General features: G+C 64.0%; 19 protein-coding genes. 13 read left to right on the top strand and 6 right to left on the bottom strand.

Translation table 11 applies throughout. From position 1 onward, the window contains the following. Positions 1-185 precede the first annotated feature (185 nt). Positions 186-401, bottom strand: a complete 216-nt coding sequence (locus QBK88_RS25195) for a hypothetical protein (RefSeq protein WP_158157379.1) — start codon at positions 399-401, stop codon at positions 186-188. 36 nt (positions 402-437) lie between these two features. Here QBK88_RS25195 and QBK88_RS25200 point away from each other — a divergent pair, with 36 nt between their 5' ends. Continuing rightward, positions 438-581: a hypothetical protein gene (locus QBK88_RS25200; RefSeq protein WP_277964162.1), complete on the top strand. Its 144-nt coding sequence runs from the start codon at positions 438-440 to the stop codon at positions 579-581. Positions 582-630: 49 nt separating this feature from the next. On the opposite strand, the gene QBK88_RS25205 is transcribed toward QBK88_RS25200, so the two are convergent. The 3 genes from QBK88_RS25205 to QBK88_RS25215 form a co-directional block, all read right to left on the bottom strand. Next, positions 631-1,566: a DMT family transporter gene (locus tag QBK88_RS25205; RefSeq protein WP_277964163.1), complete on the bottom strand. Its 936-nt coding sequence runs from the start codon at positions 1,564-1,566 to the stop codon at positions 631-633. A gap of 78 nt (positions 1,567-1,644) precedes the next feature. Next, the gene (locus QBK88_RS25210; RefSeq protein ID WP_277964164.1) at positions 1,645-2,373 is read right to left on the bottom strand and encodes an AraC family transcriptional regulator; all 729 of its coding nucleotides are present in this window, start codon (positions 2,371-2,373) and stop codon (positions 1,645-1,647) included. A gap of 401 nt (positions 2,374-2,774) precedes the next feature. After that, a complete protein-coding gene (locus QBK88_RS25215; protein WP_277964165.1) occupies positions 2,775-3,605 on the bottom strand; it encodes an alpha/beta fold hydrolase in 831 nt (276 codons plus the stop codon). A gap of 345 nt (positions 3,606-3,950) precedes the next feature. On the opposite strand from QBK88_RS25215, the gene QBK88_RS25220 reads away from it, so the two are divergent. The 8 genes from QBK88_RS25220 (at position 3,951) to QBK88_RS25255 (ending at position 11,354) form a co-directional block, all read left to right on the top strand. Next, on the top strand, positions 3,951-5,006 hold the full coding sequence (locus QBK88_RS25220; protein WP_445764998.1) for a LacI family DNA-binding transcriptional regulator: 1,056 nt from the start codon (positions 3,951-3,953) through the stop codon (positions 5,004-5,006). 199 nt (positions 5,007-5,205) lie between these two features. Then, positions 5,206-6,408 (top strand): mandelate racemase/muconate lactonizing enzyme family protein, encoded by a 1,203-nt coding sequence (locus tag QBK88_RS25225; RefSeq protein ID WP_277964167.1) that lies wholly within the window; start codon positions 5,206-5,208, stop codon positions 6,406-6,408. A 31-nt stretch (positions 6,409-6,439) separates the two neighbouring features. Next, complete coding sequence (locus QBK88_RS25230; RefSeq protein ID WP_277964168.1) at positions 6,440-7,843, top strand: MFS transporter; 1,404 nt, start codon at positions 6,440-6,442, stop codon at positions 7,841-7,843. An 18-nt stretch (positions 7,844-7,861) separates the two neighbouring features. After that, the gene (locus tag QBK88_RS25235) at positions 7,862-8,380 is read left to right on the top strand and encodes a heme-binding protein (RefSeq protein ID WP_277964169.1); all 519 of its coding nucleotides are present in this window, start codon (positions 7,862-7,864) and stop codon (positions 8,378-8,380) included. Between the two features lie 14 nt (positions 8,381-8,394). Then, positions 8,395-9,285, top strand: coding sequence for a DoxX family protein (locus QBK88_RS25240; RefSeq protein WP_277964170.1), 891 nt, complete (start codon positions 8,395-8,397; stop codon positions 9,283-9,285). Positions 9,286-9,472: 187 nt separating this feature from the next. Beyond that, positions 9,473-9,631 carry a DUF6021 family protein gene (locus QBK88_RS25245; RefSeq protein ID WP_277964171.1) on the top strand — a complete coding sequence of 53 codons (159 nt, stop codon included), beginning with the start codon at positions 9,473-9,475 and terminating at the stop codon, positions 9,629-9,631. A gap of 221 nt (positions 9,632-9,852) precedes the next feature. Continuing rightward, positions 9,853-10,026, top strand: coding sequence for a hypothetical protein (locus tag QBK88_RS25250; protein WP_277964172.1), 174 nt, complete (start codon positions 9,853-9,855; stop codon positions 10,024-10,026). 197 nt (positions 10,027-10,223) lie between these two features. Beyond that, positions 10,224-11,354, top strand: coding sequence for an L-dopachrome tautomerase-related protein (locus QBK88_RS25255; RefSeq protein ID WP_277964173.1), 1,131 nt, complete (start codon positions 10,224-10,226; stop codon positions 11,352-11,354). An 84-nt stretch (positions 11,355-11,438) separates the two neighbouring features. Here the strand turns inward: QBK88_RS25255 and QBK88_RS25260 are convergent, their stop codons facing one another. Then, positions 11,439-13,292, bottom strand: coding sequence for a sigma-54-dependent Fis family transcriptional regulator (locus QBK88_RS25260; protein WP_277964174.1), 1,854 nt, complete (start codon positions 13,290-13,292; stop codon positions 11,439-11,441). Between the two features lie 282 nt (positions 13,293-13,574). On the opposite strand from QBK88_RS25260, the gene QBK88_RS25265 reads away from it, so the two are divergent. From QBK88_RS25265 to QBK88_RS25280, 4 genes are read left to right on the top strand one after another with little or no spacing between them, the layout of a single operon-like run. Next, positions 13,575-14,645 (top strand): NAD(+)/NADH kinase, encoded by a 1,071-nt coding sequence (locus QBK88_RS25265; RefSeq protein WP_277964175.1) that lies wholly within the window; start codon positions 13,575-13,577, stop codon positions 14,643-14,645. A 3-nt stretch (positions 14,646-14,648) separates the two neighbouring features. Then, complete coding sequence (locus tag QBK88_RS25270; protein ID WP_277964176.1) at positions 14,649-15,626, top strand: thiamine pyrophosphate-dependent dehydrogenase E1 component subunit alpha; 978 nt, start codon at positions 14,649-14,651, stop codon at positions 15,624-15,626. Positions 15,627-15,660: 34 nt separating this feature from the next. Next, positions 15,661-16,677: an alpha-ketoacid dehydrogenase subunit beta gene (locus QBK88_RS25275; protein ID WP_277964177.1), complete on the top strand. Its 1,017-nt coding sequence runs from the start codon at positions 15,661-15,663 to the stop codon at positions 16,675-16,677. Beyond that, the gene (locus tag QBK88_RS25280) at positions 16,677-17,792 is read left to right on the top strand and encodes an acetoin dehydrogenase dihydrolipoyllysine-residue acetyltransferase subunit (RefSeq protein ID WP_277964178.1); all 1,116 of its coding nucleotides are present in this window, start codon (positions 16,677-16,679) and stop codon (positions 17,790-17,792) included. The genes QBK88_RS25275 and QBK88_RS25280 overlap by 1 nt, the downstream gene beginning before the upstream one ends. Before the next feature lie 42 nt (positions 17,793-17,834). Here QBK88_RS25280 and QBK88_RS25285 read toward each other — a convergent pair whose 3' ends face one another. Beyond that, on the bottom strand, positions 17,835-18,710 hold the full coding sequence (locus QBK88_RS25285; protein WP_277964179.1) for an undecaprenyl-diphosphate phosphatase: 876 nt from the start codon (positions 18,708-18,710) through the stop codon (positions 17,835-17,837). Between the last annotated feature and the right edge of the window lie 85 nt (positions 18,711-18,795).

Below are 18,795 nucleotides of genomic sequence, written 5' to 3' on the forward strand. Positions count from 1 at the left end.
CATCGTCAAGATTAAATTCCGAAACCCTCAGTTGCGAAAGCAGCTGGGGGTTTTGTCTATCTGGCGTTCGGCAGGGCTACCGCAGTGCTCCTGACGCGCCCTGGCTGGCGCCCACAAAAAAGCCCAACCTTCACAGGCTGGGCTTTTTCATGTTTCGAGCGTTCTGCCCGGGCTCAGCTTGAGCCTCAGTTGCTCTTGCTGTTGAGCTTGCGCAGCTCTTCATACGTCGCCGACTGCACGAACCAGAACCCCGAAACGATGCACCAACTCAACGTGCCCACCACGAAAGTCCCCACACCTACCAGGAAGCTGTTGAACAGCATCACGATTGCCGTGAGCCAGATAACGCCAAGGGCAATGTAGAGAACGGTGTTGTTGACGCTGATCACGAAATCTTTCATGACTATTCCTTTTGAATCATGACAATGGCCGCCTCCATGGCGTCCAAGGTCGGCCATCATATGGCCATCCTTGCCCCATGGCCAGTCCGGCAGATCACACCAATGCAGGTGGAGAATCTGCACGCGGTGGGCGCGGCCGCTTTCAGCGAAGAACACCTGAAGCAACTGGCAGACGGTTGAGCCTTGTAGTAGACCTGGCCCCGTCGATGCCCCCGCGGCCTGTCTGCTATCACGCGGTGCATGGGGGCCGTCGATGACAGGCCAAGCACCAGGCCACCCCGGTCACCAGCAACGCGATCGCGGCGCCTTCGTAGCCGTCGGGCCACCTCTGTTCCCACAGGAACCCGAACATGAGCGCCGCCAGCGTTTCAATCACCAGCACTTGACCACTGAGCGCCAACGGCAGGAGTCGGCTGGCCTGGTTCCAGCAAGCCCCGCCCACCACCGAAGACAACAGTGCCACGCCAGCGGCCACCAGGAAGAAATGTTGCCATTGGCTCGTGCCGTGCATACCCGCCTGAAAGCCCAATACCGGAACGGCCAGCACCAGTGACTGAGCGCCGGTGATGACACCTGTCAGCAGTGCCCAGTCATGGGAGGACACGGCAGTCACCTGCAGTCGCCGGGCATTGCTTACCGCGAACCAGCTCCATGTCACCAGTGCGCCTGCCGCGCATGCGATTCCCGCGATGCTCGCCAGTGTCTCGGGCCGCTGGCCATTGACCAGTGCATGCCAACTCATCAGCACGACGCCTGCGACAGCGCAGCAAAGCGAAGGGAAAAGTGTCCTCAGGGAAACGGCGTCTGCGTCCTTGCGACCCGCCAAGGTGACGAGTACCGGGATGAGCCCGACGATCAGCGACGTGGTCGCAATGCCCACCCACTGAACAGCAGTGCCCACCAATGAGTAGTAGACAAGGTTTCCGATCAGGCTGAGCCAGAAAAGTGATTGCCAGTCGGCGCGAGTGAGGGTGGCGCACACGCGCCGCCAACGAGGCAACAGCAGGGCTGCCGAGATTGCGCCATAACACAGGAACCTGATAACGGCGAATTGCAGGCCGCTCAACCCCGGGGTGAGCTGTGGGCCAAGGAAAATCACCCCCCAGCAAAGACCGGCGCACACCCCATAGCCGATACCCTTCAGCAACATTCGATCAGCCAACATCGCACCGCACTCCAGATTGCAAAGCTCGAAGTCTGAGGCAGTGCAGCCAGGCAATATTGTCGGAAACTGTCGGTTTTTTTACCCAGGCTGTTTTTGCATTTTACGGTAAGCGGCGGGGGTAGTGGCGCTCACACGTTGCATGGCTCGGGTCAGCGCTGCCTGGTCGGAAAAACCGGTACGCAAGGCAATCTCGGCAATCGGCAATGAGGTGCCCTGCAACCATCGCTGCGCTTGCTCGATACGCAGGTGGGTCAACCAGGCCTGCGGGCTCGTTGCGAACAATTGTCCAAATCGCTGGTGGAGTTGGCTCAGGCTCATGTTGGCTGCTTTCGCCATGCGCTCGTTGCTCCAGGCGGCGCCGGGGTTGGCACGCAGGCGGGCGATCAACTGTTCCATGGGGGTCGAAAAATGTGCCGCATCCGAGCCCATGGACGACAGCAGCAGGGGGGCCAGCTGGGCAGCGCCGGCAGCCAGTTGCTGATTACCTGTCAGCTCGGCGAATTCGATGAGCCGCCGGGTCGCAGGCGAGATAGGTACGTATATGCCCTTGGCCATGCGCGCTGTCTGGAGTGTTTCCAAGGTACTCGGCGCACAGTCCAATACCAGGAACCGGCCATCGGCTTGGGCGCTCTGCGAGTGCGTCGAGCCCGGCGACACGAATGCCGCCAATGACGGATCGATGTACCCACCGCGACCGTCCACGTCAATTTCCATTCGGCCACGAACCGGCAGCACCACTTGAGCAAAGTCATGGTGGTGGTGAGGGCTGTCTCGCTCGTAGCAGCGCAGTTCAAGGCTTGGAAACATAGGGCACCGTTCTACCCGTCTGGCGATCAACCGCCCAGGCGTGGGCAGGGATTCTACCACTGCCGATCAACTCACTGCGCCCCAAACACCGAATGCAGGATGTCATGGAGGTCGCGCCACGGCCGCTGGGCCGTCTCGCTTTTGGCAGGGCACGTGTCTGCATGCACGAAAGGCCTGTCCCTGTACCGCTTGTCCTGCGCCCTTCCACACTGTGCGCACTGCACGCTGTCTCCAACCAGTCTCCATGACGCGTTCCAGCTCCTGAGCTTCATCGGCCTGTCCGGCATGATGGTCGTCTCGGTAGTGGCAAGTTGCGATCATGACGCCTCGTGCGTGCATTGGATAGAGGCTCACTGCCCATTTCGTCGGACTGCAATGAGCCATGGCTGATGGCTCCTTTGTCAGCGCTGGATGAACGCCAGCAGGTCCGCGTTGATCGTTTCGGCGTCAGTGGTCGGCATCCCATGGGGCAAGCCCGGGTACGTTTTGAGGGTGCCATGCTTCAGGAGCCTGGCTGACAGCGGTGCCGAATCCGCGAAGGGAACGATCTGGTCGTCCTCGCCGTGCATGACCAGGGTGGGCACTTCAATGGCTTTCAGGTCTTCGGTAAAGTCGGTCTCTGAAAATGCCTTGATACAGTCGTAGTGAGCCTTGGCTCCCCCCATCATTCCCTGGCGCCACCAGTTTTCGATGATCCCCTGCGAGACCTTGGCCCCTGGGCGGTTGAAGCCATAAAACGGCCCTGTCGGAACATCCAGGTAGAACTGGGCGCGGCTGGCGACCAGCGCGGCGCGGAAACCATCAAACACTTCCAGAGGCAAGCCGCCCGGGTTTTTCTCCGACTGGACCATGACCGGAGGCACAGCGCTGATCAATACCGCCTTTGCCACCCGGCCTGGCTTGGCACGGGCAGCGTAACGCGCGACTTCACCGCCGCCGGTGGAGTGCCCGACATGGATCGCACCCTTGAGGTCCAGCGCGTCGGTCAGCTCGATGACGTCAGCGGTGTAGGTGTCCATTTCGTTGCCAGCCCAGGTTTGAGTGGAGCGCCCGTGGCCGCGTCTGTCGTGGGCAATGATCCGATACCCCTTCAGCAGGAAGAACATCATCTGGTTGTCCCAGTCGTCCGCGCTCAGTGGCCAACCGTGGTGGAAGACGATGGGCGTGGCGTCTTTCGGGCCCCAGTCCTTGTAGAAAATGACGGTACCGTCTTTGGTCGTGATCGAGTGCATGGCGCGGGTTCCTTGAGGTCGTGAAGTCAGGGAGTGCGTAGGTCGCAACGGTCCTGGCCGCGTCGGCGTCGCCTGGCCGCCAGAAGCCTAAAGAATGGCAGTGGCTTGGCGAAACGCCACCGTTTTCGGCATTGGGCGATGAAGGGGAGGCCAGCGTCATCGACCTGTACAGATCGTGACGTCATGGTAACGATACCTGCATGGCGAGAACGTTCTCAGGCGTTGCCGGGGCGTTTTTCCGGGGCTTGCCGCCGGGCCGATGAACACCGGGTATCGCGTCAATTCACACAGGGCTGTTAGCATCCCTTACCTTGTTCCTCGAACGTTATGAATATCGGTACCAAGATGATGGATGTGTCCCAGCCTGGCAGCCTGAAAAACCGTGGTTCGGTCACCTTGGGTGACGTGGCGCGCCTGGCCGGCGTGGCGCCGATGACCGTGTCGCGCTACCTCAACAGCCCGCAGGCCGTGAAGTCGGCGACCCGAGACAAAGTGCAACGTGCAATCGAGCAGACCGGTTACGTGCACAACCGCCTGGCGGGGGCCCTGAGGTCAAACCGCACGCGCCTGGTGGCCGTGGTCTTGCCCATGGTCACCAACCCCTTGTTCTCCGACACCTTCCAGGCCATCAGTACACGCCTCAGCGCCAGCGGCTATCAGGTGCTGCTGGGTGTCTCCGGGCATCAACGCGAGCAAGAGGAGGAGCTGCTGGAAGTCATCCTCAGCCGGCGGCCCGATGGCATCATCCTCACTGGTACCCTGCACACCCCGGCCTGCCGCAACCGGCTGCGGGTCAGTGGTGTACCCGTGGTGGAAACCTGGGACCTGAGCCCGGACCCTATCGACATGCTGGTGGGTTTTTCCCATGAGGATGCGGGTCGTGAAACCGCCCGCACGCTGTTTGCCCAGGGCTATCGCCGCTATGCCCTGTTGGCGGTGGACGACCCTCGCGGCCTGCGCCGCGCCGACAGTTTTCTCAAAGCATTGAAAGAACAGGGCATCACGGACGTGTGCAGCCATGTCTGGCCGGGCGCGCCCACGCTTGCCCTGGGGCGGGAAGGGTTAAGCAAGGTGCTGGAGCACAGCATGACCGGCCCGGCGCAGCCGCTGGCCGTGGTCTGTACTTCGGACACCATCGCCCATGGTGTGCTGACCGAGGCCGCCGCCCGGGGGCTGCAAGTGCCCTATGAGCTGGCGGTCATGGGCTTTGGCGACATGAATTTCGCTGCCCATACGTTTCCGCCGCTGTCGACGGTCAAGGTCGACGGCACGCTGATCGGTGATACGGCGGCGCAGATGCTGCTGCAACGCCTGGGCGGCGAGCAGGCGGTCCAGAGCCGAATAGACCTGGGCTTCAGCCTGGTCGAACGCGACAGCACGGCAACACGCGGCACATCGTAGCGCCACCCGTCCTTGGTAGGGCCGGCGCCAGCCCGGTAGACAGGCACCGCGGAATTTCAGGTGCTGCGCATGGCCCATTCCCGAGCTTCGCCCGGTCCCACCCCTGTCATCGCGGCCTTGTCGTTTGAAGAATTCTGGGTTATGTTCGATCAAAATGGTAACGATACCATTTGGAAGCGAACCGCCAGGAATCACAATAATGTCCAACATCACCTGCATCAGAACCTTGCGCCTGCCCGAACGCCCCAAGCTGATCTGGCTGGAAATCGAGACCGACGAAGGCCTCGTCGGCCTGGGCGAAACCTTCCGTGGCGCAGCCACTGTCGAGGCGGCGGTGCACGAGTTGATCGCCCCTGGCCTGATCGGCCGTGACGCCAGGCGGATCGAAGCCATTTCGCTGGAACTCACCAACCCCTACATTGGCTACCACAGCGCCAGCGCCGAAATTCGCGCCGCCAGCGCCGTGGACATCGCCCTCTGGGACCTGATGGGCCAGCGCCATGGCATTCCCATCCATGAAGCGCTGGGGGGCGCCTGCCGTGACCGCATCCGGGTGTACAACACCTGCGCCGGCTACGAATTCAATACCCAGCAGGGTGCCCGCCGCGAGATCACCGCGGCGGACCGGGCCCAGGGGCCCTACGATGACCAACTGGCCTTCAGTCGCGACGCCGGTGCCCTGGCCGTCAGCCTGGTGGAGGAAGGGTACACAGCCATGAAGATCTGGCCGTTCGACCGTTTCGCCCGCCAGGCAGGGGCCAACGGTATCAGCCTGGCCGAAGTGCGCCAGGGCTGCGAGGCCTTCCGCCAGATCCGCGAGGCCGTGGGCGACCGCATCGAGATCATGTGCGAGCTGCACAGCCTGTGGGACAGCACCGCTGCCTTGCGCATCTGCCAGGCCCTGGAAGAATTCGACCCCTACTGGGTCGAAGACCCCTTGTGCAAGATGGACGACGCCCAGGCGCTGGCCGACCTGCGCACCCGCACCCGGGTGCCTGTCTGTGCCAGCGAGACCCTGGGCGGCAGTGTCGCCTACCGGGACCTGCTCAATGCCGGCAGCCTGGACTACCTGATGCTGGACCTGGTGTGGTGCGGCGGGTTCACCGAGGCGCGCAAGATCGCCGCGCTGGCCCAGGCCTACAACAAACCGCTGGCGCCCCATGACTGCACAGGGCCCGTCGCCCTGTTCGCCGGCCTGCAACTGGGGCTTCACGCGCCCACCGCGGTGTTGCAGGAAGTGGTGCGGGCCTCGCTGTCTACCTGGTACGGCGAGCTGGTCACCCACTTGCCGCAAATCAACGCAGGGTTTGCCGAAGCGCCCGTGCGGCCTGGTCTGGGAACGGCGTTGCGGCCCGAGATCAAGCGGCGCCCCGATGCCATCATTCGGGAAACCCGTTACTGATTGACCACCGCTTTCCGGGATCGAGAACACAATGAAAAAAACAGATTCTCTTCGCCGCTTTATCGCCCAGCACCGCCGCTATGAGGTCATCGCGCTGCTGTTTCTGATGATGATCATCAACCAGGGCGACCGGGCCACCTTGTCGGTCGCCGGCGCCAGCGTTTCCGGGGAACTGGGCCTTAGCCATGGCGAGATGGGCTGGCTGTTCTCGGCGTTCGCCTGGGCGTATATGCTCCTGCAATTGCCGGGCGGCCTTGCCATCGACCGGTTCGGCAGCATCAAGGTGCTGGGCCTGGCGATCATTGCCTGGTCACTGTTCACCGCTGCTATCGGCAGCGTCGCACTGATGCCGGTGGGCGTGGCGTTCATTGCCGTGTTCGCCTTGCGCTTCCTGGTGGGCGTTGCCGAAGCACCGTGTTTTCCGGCCAACAGCAAGATTGTCTCGCTGTGGTTCCCTACCGCCGAGCGCGGTACGGCCACCTCCATTTTCAATGCCTCGCAGTACTTCGCCGCGGTGGTGTTCACGCCCTTGCTGGCGTGGATTTCCACGCGCTGGGGGTGGCCGTGGATTTTCTATGTGATGGGCTTGGCCGGTATCGCCATGGGCGCGGTGTTCATCTGGCGTGTCAAGGCGCCGCTGGACCACGGGGCACTGAGCCAGGTCGAGCTTGAGGCCATGCGCCAGGGCGGCGCAGGCCTGCAGGAGCGCACCGGGTCAGCGGTCAAGGCCCCGGCATGGCGCGAATCATGGGCCAGTGCCAAGGCCTTGCTGGGCCAGCGCATGTTCGTGGGCATTTACCTGGCGCAATTTTGCATCAGCACCCTGACGTTCTTCTTCCTGACCTGGTTTCCCGTGTACCTGGTGCAGCAGCGTGGCCTGTCCATTCTCAACGCTGGCCTGCTGGCGGCGATCCCGGCCATCTTCGGCTTCATTGGCGGTATCAGCGGCGGCCTGGTGTCGGACTGGATGCTGCGCAAGGGGCTGTCGCTGACGCTGGCGCGCAAACTGCCGATCTTCATCGGCATGGCCTTGTCCATGACCATGATCCTGTGCAACTACGTGCAGACCGATCTGCTGGTGGTGGTGTGCATGGCCCTGGCGTTCTTCGGCAAGGGCATGGGCGCGCTCGGCTGGGCGATCATCGCCGACGTCTCGCCCAAGCAGAGCGCCGGTATCAACGGCGCCATCTTCAATACCTTCGGCAGCGTGGCGGGCATCGTCACCCCCGTGGTCATCGGCTATATGGTCCAGTCCATGGGCTCGTTCAACGGCGCGCTGATCTACGTGGCGCTGAATGCGGCCGGGGCGTTCGTCAGTTACCTGTTCATCGTCGGCCCGCTGCGCCGGCCCGACGACCTGCCGGCACAGCCCGGCCGGCCACTGCAGCCCGCCATCGCGCGCGGAATAGACGCAATACCCCCAAAAACAACATGAGAAACGAACATGCCCGGAATGAAAGGATTTTATCGGCTTGCCTTGGCCGCTGCCGCTTCCACACTGCCCTTGTCGTACTGCGCCCTGGCGGCCGGTAACGACGACCTGGTGCGCCCACGCGTCGACCTTTCCCTGCAAGGCGCGTCCGTGCTGCTGGAGCAGGCGGTGAGCAAGGCGGCGGCGGACCATGTGCACCCCTGCATCGCCATCGCCGACGCCAGCGGTAACCTGCTCGCCTTCAAACGCATGGATGGCGCCGCGCCAGGCTGTGTTGAAGCGGCCATGGCCAAAGCCCGTTCGGCGGCTATCAACGACGTCGACACGCAAGTGTTCTACGACGTCGCGCGCAAGCAGAACCCGGCGTTGGGCAGTATCCCCGGCATCCTGCCGGCCGTGGCGGGCGTGGTCATCCGCCAGCAAGGGGCGGCCATCGGCAGCATCGGCATTGCCGGTGGCGCCAGTGACGCGCAAGAACAGCAATTTGCCACGGACCTGGCGCGCGGCTTCGAACGTGGGCTGCCGCCCAACGCTCTCTGACGCAAGGAACCGTCATGAACCAGGCTATTTTAACGCTCGATAGGGTCGACGGCGTCAGTGCCCGCGACTACCGCACCCTCAAACCTGCCTATGTGCCGCAATGGCTGGCGTCCCTGGCTATTGGCCTGACGTTGGTGGCCGCTATCCAATGCGGGTGGGGCGACCAGACGCTACCCGATTTCGCCGCGTGGTCCGCCTCGTTGGCACTGGCGCTGGCATTGCTGAGCGCGTTGGTCCTCACACCGCGCAATTTCACCGTGGGTTACCTGGTGTCGTTGCTGCCCTTTCTCATCGCCTGGCGCGTCGCCGCCATGAACGGTGCTGGGCTGCTGATGTGGGTTTCAAGCTTCACGGCCGTGGTCCTGCTGTTGCAGTTCGCCGATTGCGTGGTCAATGACTGGCGTCGTGAACGCGCGTCACCCGGGGCATGGCTGGGTACGGTCCTGTGGCAGATGACGATTGTGCGCCTGTACTTCGGGCTCAACGAGCTGGGCCACTCCACCGAGAAGATCTTCGCCGGCCTGGGTTCGTTCCACACGCTGGAGGAGGGCTTTCGCCATCTGGGCTTTGCTCAGTGGGCGGGGCTGTTCGTGATACTGGGTGGGCTGGTGGAGCTAGCATCGGCCATCAGTGTGGGCCTGGGGCTTTTTGCGCGCCTTGGGGCATTGGTCAGCCTCCTCTATTTCCTGGTCGCGACGGTAGGCTTCGGTGGCGAATGGGGCCGCGGATACGCCTGGGCTTCCGCTGGAGGGGGAGGGTGGGAATACGTCATGATGCTGCTGGTGGTATTTGGCAGCGTGCTGTTGACGGGCGCTGGCAAGTTTTCCATCGATGGCTGGTTGTTGCAGCGTCGTTGGCTGCCTGACGCGCTGCGGGTGCTGTGCACCAACAAGGCAGGCCGCTGAGCCAGCCTGTAGCGGCCGTGAAGGGGTGGCATCGGGCGAGCAATCGCTCACCCGGCAGTGGCACGGCGTTCACGGCCGCTCAACTGACCCCCTTTACCGTTTGTCATGTGGAGGGCACTTGCCTATGCCGTGTGCTTCCAAACCTCAGGCGCGGGTTTTTCCGTGTTTATGGTTAAAGGAGCACCGAATGAGCAGTGATTCCAAGGCACCCACCGACACGTCCAGTGGCAAGGACAAGGACCTGGGCTTCGACCCGGACTCGCCAGACGTCAATGACCCGGCCACCGACCCACCCCATCCGCCACCCATCGACAATCCGGCCAAGGACAAGGCGCGTGAAAAATAGTATCGACCTGTAGCCGCACTGGTCAGTATGGCTTGCTGGCGAAAAAGGCACTGCGCGATACCTGACAGACCGCAGCGCATCGTTCGCCAGCAGGCTGTGGTCCCACGCATTGCATCGCCCACTGAGTATTTCCCCAGGCTGGATGAGTTCACAGCTGGTACGCTTTTGTATCAATATGGATAATGGCTATGTGATATCCACCATCTCGTGAGGGTATGAACATGGCGCTACGTCTGAGCAAGCCTGTCACTTCCGAGCCCCGTCATTCGTTGTCGCCCTTTGCCAAGGCCAGGGGGCGCAATGACGGGACCAGCAGGGTCGCACACGCCGATTTCGGCGCCGCCGTGATGGTGGTGCTGATCATGGGCGGCATCATCTGGGCCATCTTTCAATAGCCCGCCCAGGCGTTGAGCACCACCCACTCGACGGTCACCACCACCGCCAATGTGGAACCATCCATTAGCAACATTTTCAAACGGAAGCCAACCATTCCCAAAAGGAAAGATTCCTTGAAAATTTGCAAATGGATTCGAACGAATGCCCCGGCAATACTCCCGGTTGCCTCCCACAACAATAAACCGGAGCAGTGCCCATGCCGTTGAACAGCCCCCTGTTGCTTGCCCTTGCGCTGGTGTGCCCCCTGGCCGCCGTCGCCAAGGACAACCTGCCGCCAACCCTGCCTACCCAGCAAGACAGCCGCCTGATCGAGGTCGCGACGTCTCCGCATATCTGGAATGGAGCGGCGGTCACTGCCCAGGGGCGTACTTTCGTGTCCCTGACCCAGTCCGAAGGCCCGGGCATGTCGCTGGCCGAGGTGGGGAAGGATGGGCAGTTGCACCCTTACCCGGATGCCCGCTGGAACACCTGGGATGCCGCCGAGCCGGGCCAGCATTTTCTTCATGTCAACGCCTTGCGCGTAGGGCCTGATGGCAAACTGTGGGCGGTGGACGCGGGCAATACCGGCATCAACACCGGCGCCCACGCGGTGAAGGGCGCAGGCAAACTGGTACGCATTGACCTGGCCACCAACCAGGTGGACAAGGTGTACAGCCTCCAGGGCGCGGTGCAGAAGGACAACAGCTACTTCGACGACGTGCGGTTCCATGGCCGTCAGGCCTACCTGACCGACCCCGGCGCCGTGCGCCTGGTCGTTCTGGACCTGGACAGCGGCAAGGCCCGCACGCTGCTTGAAAGCCACCCGTTGTCCATCGACCATCTGCCCATGTATGCCGATGGCAACAAGCTGTTCATCCCCAATGGCGAGGAAAAACGCGTGGGCCTGGACCAACTGGAGGTATCGCCGGACGGTGAGTACCTGTATTACCAGGCCATTCCCGGGCCGTTGGCGCGTATCGCCACCCGCTACGTCGATGACCCCACCTTGCCCACGGCCCAGGTGGCCGAGCATGCCGAACACTGGCTGGACACCTGGAGCACGGGTGGTACCGCTATCGATGCCGCGGGGAATATCTATGCCTCGGACGTCAACACCCGCAGCGTCAAGCGCATAGCCCCGGACAAGACCGTGACCACGGTGGTGGCAGACCCGCGCCTGGTGTGGGTGGATGCCTTGTGGATTCAGGACGGCTACCTCTACCTGCCGGCCGCGCAGATCAACCGTACCCCGGCGACCACGGGGGGTAAATCGTCCACCGTGCAGTACCCGGTGCACCTGTACAAGATCCGCATTGACGCCAAGCCGTCGCCGCTGGACCACGCCTGACCGCGCCGCGCGCCTCCCGAGCTTCGCCGCCCCTGCAAGACCGGGCGAAGCTCGGGAAGCAAACACCGCGCACCCTCAGCCCCCCTACAGCGGGCTTCTACCCGGCATTTCAATCCCGTGCTGGTGCACGCGCCGGTACAGCGTAGCCCGCGAAATACCCAGCGCCCGGGCCGCGGCCAGCGGTTTCCAGCGGTGGCGGATCAGCGCGTCCAGCAGCGCCTGGCGTTCAGGGCTGGAAGCGGTGGGGGCGTACGGGTGGTGGACGCTGTCGCCCGTCGCCAGGGGTTCGGGCAGGTGCTCCAGCAACACCTGATCGCCCTCGCACACCGCGCACGCATAGCGCAGCACATGGCGCAGTTGCCGCACGTTACCCGGCCAGCGATAGCCCAACAGTACTTCCAGCACCGTATCGCTCAATCGCAGGCCAGCGCCTTCTTCCTGGAGGATGCGGCCTATCAGGCTCAGCCGGTCACTGCGCTCACGCAGCGGCGGCAATGGGAAGCGCGCGCCGCCCAGGCGAAAATACAAGTCTTCGCGAAAGCTTCCCGCCGCCACCAGTGTTTCCAGGTCGCGGTGGGTGGCGCAGATCACCTGGATATCCACGGCCTTGCGCCGGGAGGCGCCCAAGGGGGCCACTTCGCCTTCGGCCAGTACCCGCAGCAGCCGGGTTTGCAGGGCCAACGGCATGTCGCCGATCTCATCGAGAAACAGCGTGCCACCGTCGGCCTGTTGCAGCAGGCCCTGCATGCCCTTGCTGGAAGCACCGGTGAACGCGCCAGCGCTGTAGCCGAACAGCTCGCTTTCGATCAGCCCCTCGGGTATCGCCGCGCAGTTCACCGCCACGAAAGGCCGCGCACTTCGCTGGCTGGCCTCATGCACCTGGCGCGCGAACACCTCTTTGCCCGCACCGGTCTCGCCCTGGATCAGCACGGGCAGGTTGCGGTCCTTGACCCGCACGGCCAGGCGCAGGCTCTGCTCGATGCGCGGGTCTATATCGGCCGGGGCCAGGCTCGCTCGCTGCCGTGGTGCGGCCGTACGGCGTGGTGGGCTCAGGCGCGCGTGCAGGTCGTGCAACTGGCACAGCGACTGGTCGCGAGCGCGGTGCAGCAACGCCTGGTCGAACACTTGGCTGATATGCCCGGGTACTTGCCCGTGGCGCTGCAGCAGGTAGCGCCGGGCTGTCGGGTTCAGCGCCTGCAGGCAGCCCTCGTCGTCCCAGGCAAACAGCAGGTCGGGCTGGCTGTCGACGTAGCCTGGGCTGTGGTGGGCACGCAGCACCCAATACCCTTGGGCGCTATTCATGAAGAACGCGTGCTCGATGTCCTTGGCACTCTGCACCACCAGTTGGCGAATCAGATGCTGGGAACGGCGCTCATCCGGCGAACGCACGGCTGATACGTCCAGCACCCCGAGCAATTGGCCCTGGGGGTCGTAGACCGGCGCGGCGGAGCAGGTCAGGCCGATGAACGCGGCACGAAAGTGATCGCGCTTGTGCACGGTCACCGGCACCCCGCTGGTGAGCACCGCAGCCACCCCGCAGGTGCCTTCCTGGCCCTCCGACCAACAGGTGCCCAGGTACAGGCCGGCCTTGCGGCAGTCGTTGCGGATAGCACTGTCCACTTTGTAGTCGATGGTATGGCCGAGGGTGTCGGTGAGCAGCACGCAGTAGTCAGCGTCGCGCACGCGCCCGTGCAGGCGGGCCACTTCTTCGCTGGCGATGCGCAGGAACAGCTCGGCACGCTCGCGGCATTCGCGCAGTACGTTATGGGAAAGAATGCGTGGGCCCTGCAAGGAACCTGGGTCCAGGTGGTGCTGCTCCATGGACCGGCGCCACGAGTCGAGGATCAGGTCAGGGACCGGCAGTTGCGGCAGTTGCGCCGCATTTTTAAGGACACGGCTGACGCAATCCACGTGCGCCTTGGAGTGAGCGGAAAGCATGAAGGCCTCCGGATCCAGTTTCTTATCGTTGTACGGGCATTAAGCCCCCAACGGCCGGCGGCGGCAAGCGGCAACCGGTGGGCGGTGGCGGTGAGACGTGGCGTCTCACGGTCTCGCCGCGCCGCCGTGCAGGCTGCGATGGCGCGTCTCATCCACGGCCAGCGCGTTGGTTCGGCTGGCACTGTGCAGGCGCTCTGGGGCGGGCCTTTGCGCTGAAATACAGAAACCTGGCACCGCCCTTGCTCCAATGCCTGCAACGAATAATAACAATGAGGTCCACCCATGCCGCGCCAGCCCCTGACCGTGGGTATCATCGCCAACCCCGCCTCCGGCCGTGACCTGCGCCGCTTGACGGCCAATGCCGGGCTGTTCTCCAGCACCGACAAGGTTTCGGTTATCCAGCGCCTCCTGGCTGCGTTCGGCGCCACGGGCGTCGAGCGCGTGATAATGCCTACCGACATGACGGGCATCGCCGCCGCCGTTTTGAAGAACAGCCATGGCCGTCAGGCTCGCCAGGGACACTGGCCGCACGTGGAATTTCTCGACATGGCGCTGCGCCAGACGGTCGAGGATACCCGCCAGGCCGCGCGGTGGATGGCCCAGCGCGAAGTGACGCTGATCGCCGTGCTGGGGGGCGATGGCACCCACAAGGCCGTGGCGAGTGAAGTGGGCGATATTCCGTTGCTGACCCTGTCAACCGGCACTAATAACGCCTTCCCGGAACTGCGTGAGGCCACCAGCGCGGGCCTCGCGGGCGGCCTGTACGCCAGCGGCCGGCTGCCGGCCGCGGTGGCCTTGCGGCGCAACAAGCGCCTGGTGGTGCGTGATGCCGCCCGGGGCCTGGAAGCAATCGCCCTGGTGGACGTGGCCGTGTCGTCGCTGCCGTTCATCGGTGCCCGCGCCATCAGCCGCGGCAGTGACCTGGCCGAGGTATTCGTGACCTTTGCCGAACCCCAGTCCATCGGCCTGTCGGCTCTGTGCGGGCTATGGCTGCCGGTCTCGCGCCAGTCACCGCAGGGTGCCTGGATGCGCCTGGACCCGCACGCGCCCCAGGCGCTGTTGACGCCCCTTGCCCCTGGCCTGTTGCAAGGCTGTGGCGTGCTCGATGCGCAACTGCTTCAGCCAGGCATCGCCCACTCCCCGTGGCTCCCCAGCGGCACCCTGGCCCTGGATGGCGAGCGCGAAATCGAATTCAACGCCCATGACCGGCCCACAGTCACCCTCGATGCCTGCGGCCCGCTGAGCATCGATGTCCCGGCGGCCCTGGCCCATGCGGCGCAACAGCGCCTGCTGGCCATCGGCCGTGAACACCCGCTGCACCCCCTCATGCCTCAAGACACCCTTGGAGAATAAGAAATGTCGACATCGCTGAGCGCTGATCAACTGCTGCACGCCTACCAGGTGATGCGCACCATCCGTGTGTTCGAAGAACGCCTGCACGTGGAGTTCGCCACGGGCGAGATCCCCGGTTTCGTCCACCTGTACGCCGGGGAAGAGGCTTCGGCGGCGGGCGTCATGGCCCACCTGGGCGACGCCGACTTCATTGCCTCTACCCACCGCGGTCACGGCCACTGCATCGCCAAGGGCGTGGACGTGTACGGCATGATGGCCGAGATCTACGGCAAGAAAACCGGCGTGTGCCAGGGCAAGGGTGGCTCCATGCACATCGCCGACATGGAGAAAGGCATGCTCGGCGCCAATGGCATCGTCGGCGCCGGCGCGCCGCTGGCGGTGGGCGCGGCCCTGGCGGCCAAGCTCAAGGGCACCGATGGTGTCGGCGTGGCGTTCTTCGGTGACGGTGGTTCCAACGAAGGGGCGGTTTTCGAGGCCATGAACATGGCATCGGTGTGGAACCTGCCGTGCATTTTCGTCGCCGAGAACAATGGCTATGCCGAGGCCACCGCGTCCAACTGGTCGGTAGCCTGCGACCACATCGCCGACCGCGCCGCCGGCTTCGGCATGCCAGGGGTGACGGTGGACGGCTTCGATTTCTTCGCTGTGCACGAAGCGGCTGGCGCCGCCATCGAACGGGCCAGGGCAGGGGAGGGGCCATCCCTGATCGAGGTCAAGCTGACCCGCTACTACGGTCACTTCGAAGGCGACGCCCAGACCTACCGCGCCGCCGATGAGGTGAAAAACTTTCGTGAGCGCAGCGACTGCCTGATGCAGTTCCGCGAACGCAGCACCCGTGCAGGCCTGGTGCAGGCCAGCCAGCTCGACCAGATCGATGGCGAAGTAGACCTGTTGATCGAGAACGCCGTGCGCAAGGCCAAGTCCGACCCCAAGCCCAGCGCCGCCGACCTGCTCACCGACGTGTACGTCGCCTACCCCTGAGCGCCTTTCCAATAACAAGACCGAGACCGACATCATGGCGAGAAAAATCAGTTATCAGCAGGCCATCAACGAAGCCCTGGCCCAGGAAATGCGGCGTGACCCCAGCGTCTTTATCATGGGTGAGGACGTGGCCGGTGGCGCCGGCGCGCCCGGGGCCAGCGACGCCTGGGGCGGCGTGCTGGGCGTGACGAAGGGCCTTTACGACCAGTTCCCTGGCCGCGTGCTGGACACACCGCTGTCCGAGATCGGCTATGTCGGTGCCGCCGTCGGTGCCGCCACCTGCGGCGTTCGCCCGGTGTGCGAACTGATGTTCGTCGACTTCGCCGGCTGCTGCCTGGACCAGTTGCTCAACCAGGCTGCCAAGTTCCGCTACATGTTCGGCGGCAAGGCCACCACGCCGCTGGTGATCCGCACCATGGTCGGCGCCGGCCTGCGCGCCGCGGCCCAGCACTCGCAGATGCTCACTTCGCTGTGGACGCACATTCCGGGGCTGAAAGTGGTGTGCCCCTCGTCGCCCTACGAGGCCAAGGGCTTGTTGATCCAGGCCATCCGCGACAACGACCCGGTGATCTTCTGCGAACACAAATTGCTCTACAGCGTGCAGGGCGAGGTGCCCGAAGAGCTGTATGCCATCCCCTTCGGCGAAGCCAACTTTCTGCGCGACGGCAAGGACGTGACCCTGGTGTCCTACGGCCGCACGGTCAATACCGCCATGGACGCCGCCCGCAGCCTGGCCGGGCGTGGCATCGACTGCGAGGTGATCGACCTGCGCACCACCAGCCCGCTGGATGAGGACAGCATTCTGGAAAGTGTGGAAAAAACCGGGCGCCTGGTGGTCATCGACGAGGCCAACCCGCGCTGCTCGCTGGCCACCGATATCGCTGCGCTGGTGGCGCAGAAAGCCTTCGGCGCGCTGAAGGCGCCGATCGAAATGGTCACCGCGCCGCACACCCCGGTGCCGTTCTCAGACGCCCTGGAAGACCTGTACATCCCCGACGCGGCGAAGATCGAGACCGCCGTGCTGAAACTGATCGAGTGGAGCAAGCACTGATGACCCAGATCCATACCCTGACCATGCCCAAGTGGGGCCTGTCCATGACCGAAGGCCGGGTGGACGCCTGGCTCAAGGAAGAGGGGCAGGCCATCAACAAGGGCGATGAAGTGCTCGACGTGGAGACCGACAAGATCTCCAGCAGCGTCGAGGCCCCCTTTACCGGCGTACTGCGCCGGCAGATCGCCCGTCAGGACGAGACCCTGGCGGTGGGCGCGCTGCTGGGCATCGTGGTTGACGGCGAGGCCAGCGACGCCGAGATCGACTCCGTGGTCGAACAGTTCCAGGCCAGCTTCGTGCCCGGTGCAGGCGCCGATGAAGACAGCGGCCCGAAGCCGAAGAAAGTCGAGCTGCAGGGCCGGATAATCCGCTACTTCGAGCGCGGCGAAGGCGGCGTGCCACTGGTGTTGATCCACGGCTTTGGCGGTGACCTCAACAACTGGCTGTTCAACCACGAAGCGCTGGCCGCCGGGCGCCGGGTGATTGCCCTGGACCTGCCGGGCCACGGCGAATCCGGCAAGCAACTGCAACGGGGTGACCTGGACGAACTGAGCCAAGCGGTGCTGGCACTGCTCGACCATCTGGACATTCCTTCCGCGCACCTGGCCGGTCACTCCATGGGCGGTGCAGTGTCGCTCAACATCGCCCGCCTGGCACCGCAGCGCGTGCGCTCCCTGACCCTGATCGCCAGCGCCGGGCTGGGCAACGAGATCAATGGTGCCTACCTGCAAGGCTTCGTCGACGCCACCCACCGTAACGCGCTCAAGCCGCACCTGGTGCACCTGTTCTCCAACGCCGAGCGGGTAAACCGGCAGATGCTGGAGGACATGCTCAAGTACAAGCGCCTGGAGGGTGTGGAGCACGCCTTGCGCACCCTGGCCGGCACGTTGTTCGCCGATGGCCGCCAGCAACAGGACCTGCGTACCGTGGTACAGGATGGCGGGCAACCGGTGCTGGTGATCTGGGGCAGTGAAGACGCGATCATTCCAGCGGCCCACGGCGAAGGCCTCAAGGCCCGGGTCGAGGTGCTGGCGGGGCAAGCCCACATGGTGCAGATGGAAGCGGCGGAGCAGGTCAACCGCTTGATAGCGGAGTTTGTCGATTCCGTTCAGTGACGCAATCCTCCCCCCTGCGGGGGGATTGCACCTCCGGTTCAGTTACCCCGCCAGCCACCCGCTGGTCACGGCCACGATCAGAAACACCCCCAGCACCGCCCGGTAGATGATGAATGGCCAGGTAGAGAACCTTTCCAGAAACTTCATCAGCCCCCAGATGGCAAAGAACGCCGACACGCTGGCCACCACCAGCCCGAACAGCAAATGCCCCCAGGCCTGGCCCCCGATGTCGGCATGCAGCAGCACCCACAGCTCTTTCAACCCTGCCAGGGCGATGGCCGGAATACCCAGCAGGAAGGAAAAGCGTGCCGCTTCCTCGCGCTTGAAATTCAGGAACAACGCCGCGGTCAGCGTCGAGCCCGAGCGCGATACGCCTGGTATCAGCGCGCCCACCTGGGCCAGCCCGACGATCAGCGCATCGCGCAGGCGCATCTGTTCCACCGTACGGCGGTGGCGGCAGGTCAGCTCGGACACCGCCAACAGCGCCGCCATCACCAGGCAGGCTCCCCCGATCACCAGCAGCCCGCGCAACGGCGAATTGCAGGCATTGAGGACGGGTGAAAGGGCCACCCCGGCAATGACGATGGGTACCGTGGCCAGCACGATCGCCACGGCCAGCACGAACCAGCGGTCATTGAAGTCGCGCCGTTGCACGGCATTGACGCTGCCGCCGACCACTTGCTGCACGTCGCTCCAGAAGTAACTGAGCACCGCCGCCAGCGCCGCCAATTGCATGGCGGCGGAAAACGCCGAGCCGGGGTCGGGCCAGCCGAGCAGGGCGGGCACGATGCGCATGTGCGCGGTAGAGGAAATGGGCAGCAGTTCGGAAATGCCCTGGATAACCCCCAGAATGCCGATTTGCACATAGTCAAGGGAGGCGAAGCCGGTATCCAGGCCGCTCGAGCAGATGGTTGCCAACGTGGTGTTCCTGCAAAGTCAGTCTAAAACACAGAGCGTAGCCGGGTTGCAGGGGGGATGGATGGCTTTGTTCAGCCACCCGGTG

It is taken from the genome of Pseudomonas sp. RIT-To-2, assembly GCF_029623465.1.
In the GTDB taxonomy this organism is placed as follows: domain Bacteria; phylum Pseudomonadota; class Gammaproteobacteria; order Pseudomonadales; family Pseudomonadaceae; genus Aquipseudomonas; species Aquipseudomonas silvicola.